The 8,105-nt window shown below is 32.3% G+C and carries 8 protein-coding genes and 1 pseudogene; 4 read left to right on the forward strand and 5 right to left on the reverse strand.

What is annotated here, in order from left to right; all coding sequences use genetic code 11:
* Nucleotides 1-959: 959 nt before the first annotated feature.
* Nucleotides 960-1,330, forward strand: a pseudogene (locus V7014_RS24325) (IS3 family transposase); the annotation flags it as partial.
* 94 nt (nt 1,331-1,424) lie between these two features.
* Here the strand turns inward: V7014_RS24325 and V7014_RS24330 are convergent.
* The 4 genes from V7014_RS24330 to V7014_RS24345 all read right to left on the reverse strand — a co-directional run bounded on the left by V7014_RS24330 (nt 1,425) and on the right by V7014_RS24345 (nt 5,109).
* Complete coding sequence (locus V7014_RS24330) at nt 1,425-2,141, reverse strand: sulfite exporter TauE/SafE family protein (RefSeq protein ID WP_335511209.1); 717 nt, start codon at nt 2,139-2,141, stop codon at nt 1,425-1,427.
* Between the two features lie 94 nt (nt 2,142-2,235).
* Nucleotides 2,236-3,438: an iron-containing alcohol dehydrogenase gene (locus tag V7014_RS24335; RefSeq protein ID WP_335511211.1), complete on the reverse strand. Its 1,203-nt coding sequence runs from the start codon at nt 3,436-3,438 to the stop codon at nt 2,236-2,238.
* Between the two features lie 205 nt (nt 3,439-3,643).
* Complete coding sequence (locus V7014_RS24340) at nt 3,644-4,000, reverse strand: Rieske (2Fe-2S) protein (protein ID WP_335511213.1); 357 nt, start codon at nt 3,998-4,000, stop codon at nt 3,644-3,646.
* Nucleotides 3,997-5,109, reverse strand: a complete 1,113-nt coding sequence (locus tag V7014_RS24345; protein WP_335511215.1) for an amidohydrolase family protein — start codon at nt 5,107-5,109, stop codon at nt 3,997-3,999. Before V7014_RS24345 ends, V7014_RS24340 begins: the two co-directional genes overlap by 4 nt.
* A 233-nt stretch (nt 5,110-5,342) precedes the next feature.
* Between V7014_RS24345 and V7014_RS27390 the strand changes: the two genes are divergently transcribed.
* Genes V7014_RS27390 through V7014_RS24355 form a run of 3 tightly spaced genes read left to right on the forward strand, consistent with a single transcriptional unit; the run spans nt 5,343 to nt 6,226 of the window.
* Nucleotides 5,343-5,537, forward strand: coding sequence for a helix-turn-helix domain-containing protein (locus tag V7014_RS27390; protein ID WP_438824973.1), 195 nt, complete (start codon nt 5,343-5,345; stop codon nt 5,535-5,537).
* Complete coding sequence (locus V7014_RS24350; protein ID WP_335511217.1) at nt 5,537-5,692, forward strand: hypothetical protein; 156 nt, start codon at nt 5,537-5,539, stop codon at nt 5,690-5,692. Before V7014_RS27390 ends, V7014_RS24350 begins: the two co-directional genes overlap by 1 nt.
* Before the next feature lie 18 nt (nt 5,693-5,710).
* Nucleotides 5,711-6,226 carry a LysR family transcriptional regulator substrate-binding protein gene (locus tag V7014_RS24355; protein WP_335511219.1) on the forward strand — a complete coding sequence of 172 codons (516 nt, stop codon included), beginning with the start codon at nt 5,711-5,713 and terminating at the stop codon, nt 6,224-6,226.
* Between the two features lie 1,266 nt (nt 6,227-7,492).
* Here V7014_RS24355 and V7014_RS24360 read toward each other — a convergent pair.
* Nucleotides 7,493-7,750 (reverse strand): hypothetical protein, encoded by a 258-nt coding sequence (locus tag V7014_RS24360; RefSeq protein ID WP_335511221.1) that lies wholly within the window; start codon nt 7,748-7,750, stop codon nt 7,493-7,495.
* Nucleotides 7,751-8,105 lie beyond the last annotated feature (355 nt).

Genomic DNA, 8,105 nt, shown 5'->3' on the forward strand with positions numbered 1-8,105 from the left:
AAATAACCCATATCCAATTAGGAAGTGTCTCCCAATACATTTTCCCACCTCTTTAATTTCGAAAATTCTAGCATTCACTCCATTAATACCTTACCTAATATTCAATCACAAGACACCTTATTTCTTATTCCACTAAACTGATCCTTTAGTGACATAAGTATTGTTCTTTATTAATGTTATGACTCTTTTAGTTCACAAAGAGTTGTCCATAAAAGTAACAATTCGGTAAGATCAGTTCAAGGTTGAGTTGTTAAAAACTAAATTCTGTGAAACATGATAATCGGCTTTTGAAGGTTTTATAGGTCATGGTTAAGTTGTCTTGTAACAGCTTTGTCTTCAGGCAACATAGTCGTGATCTAATCTAGTTAGTAATTACTAATCAGTTTTTTTAAAATAAACCTCAAAGTGGGTTGTTAAAAACTAAATTCTTCGAAACATGAAAATGGGCTTTTGAAGGTTTTGTAGGTCATGGTTAAGTTGTCTTGTAACATTTTCAGAAAGATTTCTATTTCATACTATATAAGTACATCATATAAAAGTCCCTATATAAATTATACAATTTATATCTGGATAATTTTGTTTTACCAAAAAAGTATTAGATAGTATAAAGTAGATCTCTCATCGAAGGCTCCGATTCCAACAGCGTGTATACCATCACAATTAACAAATGTACATCGGATCACCTTTCATTGCATAAAGAAGGATAGAAAAAAACCAAACATTTTACAAAAACTAGATGTTTGGCTTTTTTGTTGTTGGTGAATTAATTTTTATTAAAAGTTTCTATGCACAACGTTACACTTTTTTGTAAATAGTTAAACTTTACTTCAAATCAATACCTTACTTATTTAATAACTTCTATTCCCCCCATGTATGAGTGCAATACTTTTGGAATTTTAACTAAGCCATCCTACTGCTGGTAGTTTTCTAATATAGATGCTACTGTACGCCCTACGGGGATGACCATCGACTTGGCAACAAACACCCTTTTAAAGTTATAGAAAAATAGAAACTTTAAGAAAGCAAAAAATGCCTTAATTCACTCAGACCAGGGAGTACATTATACCCATCCTAACTTTCAAAGTCAGTGAAAAAACTAGGATTACGCCAGTCTATGTCAAGAAAAGGAAACTGTTGGGACAACGCTCCTCAAGAATCTTTCTTTGGGCATCTTAAAGATGAAGTCACTATTAAAGCATGTAAAACTCTAGATGAATTAAAACGTGAAATTAAGCAATTTATGATCTATTACAATCACTACAGATACCAATGGAATTTAAAAAAGATGACCCCTGTTCAATACAGTGATCATCTTCTAAAATCTGCCTAGGCTTTTTTTGAAATGTCCTTTACAAAGGGTACACTTTATATTAGGAACGATTTTTTTAATAGAAAAGCCATTCAACTTTTCAAACATTATGTTTCTAAAAACTAGTAGCCAATAAGTAAAATCCAGTAAATAGAAGTATAATATTTGTGGTAATTTGAAACGTTTTTTGATTGATGGATGTAAATATCCATTGGCCAAGTAATATTCCAATCAATAGTGGAATAATTGACACTAAAGATGAATATAGGACAACTTTGCTTATACCAACAATTATTATTTGTACCACTAAACTAATGAAATAAATGAAAAGATAGTAAGCTAATGTTGTATTTCGAATCATTGCTTTTTCCTTTTCAGCTCCCGAGAAATAAAGTAGTAAAGGAGGACCAGGCATACCAATACTTATTGTTAGCATTCCTGAAATAATACCTATTAAAAAATCCCTGTTATTCGTTTGTTGAATCTTTACCTTTAATAAAAGACAAGCTGTTAACAAAAGAATAACTAAACTTACAATGATTTTTAGTACTTCAATGTCAAAATACATACTGATGCCAGTACCCAATGGTATCCCAATAATGCTGCCTTTTATTAATCTAAATAAAATAGCCTTATCTACTTCTTTATTAACTTTAAATATCATGATTATAGATATAACAAGCGAAAGAATTAGATTTAATTGAACTGCCGTATGAGGCTGATATATTAAGAAGAGAAAAGGCAATGATACAATTGAAAAACCAAAACCAGTACTTGTTTGTAAAATAGATGCAATAACAACAATCATGACTAACATATACCAATTTTCCATTACAGTCATCACTTTCTCGATTTTTGCAAATGTGATTTAACAGCTTTTACTTTATGAATGTTTTAATTCCGCCTAGTTCGGTAAATAATATCTACTAATCAATTTTTATAGGCAAATTAAATATTTGATAGATGATTTTAGCTACAACATCTCCTGGTATTTTATAGTGAACGGCAAGAGGCTCCTTATGAACCATTGATATAAAGTCATCCATATTATCTAGATTTCCCTCAAAACCAACATCTAGAGTTTTAGGTAAAGCGATCTCTTCACGTAGATTTCGAATGACTGCAACAGCTTGACTTAAACATTCTTTATCATGTTTTGGAGGATTCATAATGCCAAGTGCTTTAGAAAATTCCTTAATTTTGGATAAGTAAAAAGGGGTTAATGATTCAAGTACATTTGGAAGTAAGATGGCATTTGCCTGCATTTGTGTAACTCTAAATCTTCTACTAAAAGCAAGAGCCATGTTATGCATAGGAAATGCACTTATTACAGGCATGAATGCAGATTTAGCCATATAACTGGCCAGCTGTAAATTACCTTTTGCCTCCACATTATTTCCTTCATGAACTGCCTTTGTTAAATTATTCGCTATCAATCTTATAGCTTGTTGTGCATAGGCATCTGACATAGGGGTTGCCCTAGGTGAAAAAAAGGCTTCTATTGCGTTAACTAATGTTGTAAATCCAGTTAGTGCAGTAACACTTGGAGACACCCCTAATGTAAGTTCAGGATCCAGAATCGCTACATCTGCATTGATATAAGGGTTATAAATACTAGTTGCTTTCTCAAACTTTTCATTTGTAATCATCGTAACTTCTGTTATTTCAGCTCCCGTACCTGACAATATTGGGATGGCTATATGGGGAATCGAAATTAAATCAGCTTCAGGCCATCGCTCAGTAATTGTTACTACTTTACTTATATCTGATATACCTTTATGTATCATCCATTTAACTGCCTTGGCTGTATCTAAGACACCAGCCCCCCCAAGTGCCAAGATGGTATCTCCTTTATGTTCTTTAAAAAAATGAGCGCAACGATTGACTGTTTCAACAGTTGCTTCCTTTTCAATATCCTCAATAACCCCAACAATCTTAACAACTTCCTGCTTCTTCTCAAACAATTCCTTAATTTGATTTATTACCCCCAAACTACCCGCTTCTTTATCTGCAAACAGAACTACCCGTCTACAAGCAAGCCCCTTTAATATTTGAGGTAGTAAAGTTCTAGTCCCGACACCATAATTTACAATAGTCCGAGAAAATATTTGGCAATATGATATTTGCATGTAATCACCTACTATTTTAGTATTATTTTTCTAACATATTCTTTTAGTCTAAATACCCTGTTCAAAAATTGAATCACTCTCAATGAATTAGATTCGGTATTAACGCTTAAATATAAAAATTGAAATGCTAAACTAAGAGATGTTTTGGATAAGCCACTAAGAAATTTGTAAGTGTATGCAGCATTTCCCCTTTTTAATTAGTGATTTACATGTAAATTACTACCTCATCTCCTTCTACTTCTAAATTATATGACTTAATATTTAATCTATTAGTTGGGAACAAGGCTTTACCTGTAGTCACATCCCATTCATAACCATGTCTTGGGCATCTTAAAGTTTGATTACATTTTACAAATCCTATTTCCCCATCTGGTAAACACTCCACTGTTCCATCCAATCGCTTAACATCTACTAAATTAGCAGCTTGATGAGGACATATTGCACTAACTGCTGAGAATGTGGCTTCTCCTGTACAGCACAATACTATTCTTCGGCCTTGTACTTTTATTTCTTTTATTTCACCTGGTTTCATATCTATTGTTTTGCAGACTGAATATTTCAAATACAATCATCCTCCATGTCTTCTAATTGATAAAACTCTCGAGCGTTATCGTAAAGAATTTTCTTCTTCCACTCTTTAGGCATAACCGCCGGAAAAGCACGATATGGATCATCAAAATCCCAATGAGGATAGTCTGAGGCGAAACATAGCAATTCAGGTCCCAGCATTTCAATCATTTGTATCATATGCTTTGGATTTGGATCATCCATTGGTTGTGTTGTAAATTTAAAATGGTCACGAATATATTCACTAGGTAATCTTTTCAGCCAAGGTACTTCTCTTCTGAATGTTCGGTACGCCATGTCAAGTCTCCACATAGTTGGAACAACCCAAGAAAATCCACCTTCAATCATCATAACTTTAAGGTTAGGGAACTTCTCAAAGACTCCATGAATAACCAAATTAGACAAAATAATTTGATAATTCTGTATCCTCATGGAGTACCATTCAATAAAATAAGGATTTTTATCTAATACGGTACTTGAACAGGCTCCGAGATGAAAACCAATAGGCAAATTATTTCTTTGAGCAGCCTCATAAATAGGATGATAAAATGTTTTTCCTAGAGCTTCCGGTATTACACTTATCATTACCTGAATCATTTGTGGGTTACTACCTAATCTATCAATTTCTTTTGCCGCAGCAACAGGGTCGTGACAATTTATGTGGATAGAACCTAGAAGACGTTTATCTTTTTTTAACCAATTATCAATTTGCCAATCATTATACGCAGTTGCAAGTGCATTTTTAAATTCCGGTTGTGTATTTATATCTGATGGCCAAAAAACACCTGTTAGAATACCCCTTTTCACATTGTATGAATCAAGTAATTGTTTTTTAAATAATGGGAAATCAGAACCAGCAATTTTACCCTTTCCAGGCCAGGCATCAACCATAGCATACCCACCTGGTGTTAGCCTTGCATAAGGTAAGCCATTAGGCCTCCAAGATCCAGGGATAATATACTCTTTCCATCGTTTATCAAGATATGGCAAAAGTTCTTTGATATCATTAAAAGCCTCATGTAAATCGCAATCGATTACTGGTAAACCCTTCTTTTTTGGTTTCGAATCCTTTTCATCACTAACTGCGATATTGTTTTGATCCATATTTATTCTCCTCTCTTTTTCCCTTACTGTATTCTCTTCTCGAAAATATTTATAATTAACTAAATTTTCTAACTAATCAGAACACAATACTTTCAATACTCGATTAATTTTTTGTTATTCTCGATTAATTATATTTAATTCTACCAATTAAATAAGGTAATATAAAATTAATCTTTTCGATTGAAGTATAAGTTTTTGTGATAGGAGGCACTTATGAACATAGATAAATTAGTATATCTACTGGAGGTTGCAAAACAAAGTCTTTTTCAATTGCTTCTCAAAATCTGCATGTAAGTCAATCCGAATTAAGTCAGTCGATATTAAATCTAGAAAAAGAATTAGGAGTTCAAATCTTCGAACGTTCACGCCTTGGGGCATTTCCAACAGATGAAGGAAAGGTAGTTATAAAAAGTCCTACGAAATATTAATGAAATTTCAAGAATTAAAAAGCGAAGTAGAAACACTTAAGGATTCAATTACAGGAGAATTAAAAATCTCAACAGTATCTGGCTTTCTTAAACTACTACTAGGACCACTATCTACTTTTAAGAAGAATTTCCCTCATGTAAAAATTGATATTTAAGAAAGTACAACCCTTTCAGTGATAAGGGACGTCGTCGGTCAAAAAAGCGACATAGGATTAATAACCCTTTACGATGATATAATTAAAAATAGAGAGGATATTATATACGAAACTATACTTGAAGGAAAAATGAAAGTATATGTAAATAAAAATTCTCCTTTAGTGTTCTATGAAACGATAACTCCTCAAGAATTACTCCAACATACTCTGGTTTTGTATAATGGTAATTATATAAATTGGTTTATCAAAGATTTCACAAAAAAATACGGGCAATTAAACATTTTTTTTACTTCGAATGATACGGAAGTGGTAATGAAAGCGGTTCAAAAGGGTTTGGCAATTAGTGTTGGTCCTAGCTATTCAAAATCATCAAATAACCTATTAATCTCCGGAGAAATTGTGACAGTCGATTTAGTTTATCATGAACCCTTGACCGTATCACTCGGTTGCATACACTTAAAAAACAAACATCTACCTATAATTGTTGACAAGCTAGTTAAAGATTTAAAAGTAGAGTTTAAAAATAGAACATAGTTAAAATAAATTGAAATGATGTCTTGATACTGATATACAACAATGATTGTTTGAAAATGTATCGTTAATAATATGAATATTTTACGTATAATTGAAAGACATTCTTTTTTATCCCCCTCTCTCTTTGTGATTTTTCATCATTCATATGTTAGAATGATTTTTCATCTTTAGTTAGAATGGCAGCTATAAATTTTTCTAAAGAAAATAAATAAGGAATGTTGAACCAAAAAAGCATGTTTCTAAAAGATCATCGAAGCATGCTTTTCTGGTTTATTCAGCTAGAGCTTATTGAACTAAAGCACCCCTTATTTCAATAAGAAAATATCTTTCAACCATTCTCAAAATGGAACATATTCTTTTATTTCCTTGCTTACTTTTGGTAAATCCATTCCTATTTGTTAGGGCTCGATAAAAGAGTATCTAATAAGATTACGCCTGATAAATCAGTTCAAATTGCTAGTTCGATTGAGTGAAAAATATGTAAGGATAATATTAGTTCGAAAATGAAAAGTAGCTCCTTTAGGTTACTTTTTTTATTTTGAGCTTCCTGTGACTTTCGCATCGTAGTTAGCGGTAAATCTTCTCTCATACCAAGTGCATAAAGTACTCCAACAAAAATGATGATAGGAATTGCTACATACGCTTCAAACTACCGGACGGCTCCAGTTGAAAATTTTTTATTAAATAATTTGTATTCTTCTTTGATACCACGTAATTATGCAATCATCTCAATAAATTCTGTTCCTGTCAGTGATAACAAATTCGTTGGCGGTCATCAAGGATGATTTGATATAATATTAATTATAATTAGTGTATTGAAGGAGACCTTTACAAAGTCTCCTTTTTTTAAAAAATAATCAGCTTTTGTACTCTAAATTCTCCAGTATTATTATTTTTCCTTTCGTTTTGGCTGGCATTTCCTTCGTATTATTTACCAATTCATATACTTCCTTATTACATTGCCGAGTACCACCATAGTCATTGTAAATATAAATCAGACTCTTACTCATCCCCTTTTTCTATGTATTGATAATAGGATTAACTTTTACAAAAAAATACATTCCTATAAATAACTCTAAATATAAAAATTCCATCAATAATATCGCTTAATATTATTAAGTTTATATTATCTATTTCTAATTCTGTTACTTCTTCATGTAAATACAAAAAGCCCCTCTCAAAATGCGAAGGGCTTGTGCAATTCCGTACTAAGAGGTTTGCTAATTTATAAAATAACTTATTTAAATCTTCTTTAGATAGGTGTATCTAAAACCAGTAAGTCCATCCAAAAGCGGGATGCCAAGTATGATACGGTTGCCATAAGCTACTTGGATGCCACCCAGAGTAATACCATGCACCTGTTGGAGGCAACAATACTGTTCCAGCTTCTGTACCACTTCCAATTCCAGCTCCAATTCCAGCTGTGGCTCCAGCTCCTCCCCCAACTGGAGAACGCTCCATCCAATTTGTATTGTACTGCTGATTTAAAATTTCTGTAGGGTAATCATAATAGTGTTCATTCATTCGAATCACACACCCATTTTCTTTTTGTTATACATATATGTACATGATATATCTAGTGAAGCTTGTTCGTTTAATTTTAGACAAAGTGACAGAAACAGACATTTATATAATGGCCTGTAGAATATATAAGAACACATAACTTCAATGATCCTTTTATTGTAGTATAGATAAAGGCTGGATTTGCTTTCTCTTAAACTGTATAGAAATTAATCCCTTCCCCAAATAAGGAAACTGCCTGCATTCCAAATGCATAGGCGATTTTTCCCGTTATATGTCTTTTATCTATCAGAAGTTTGGTTAAATCAAACTTTTAAAAAACTATTCATTCGAATAATTTGCTTATTAAACTATTTTC

The sequence above is a fragment of the Bacillus sp. JJ722 genome (assembly GCF_036963345.1).
GTDB lineage: Bacteria > Bacillota > Bacilli > Bacillales > DSM-1321 > Bacillus_AD.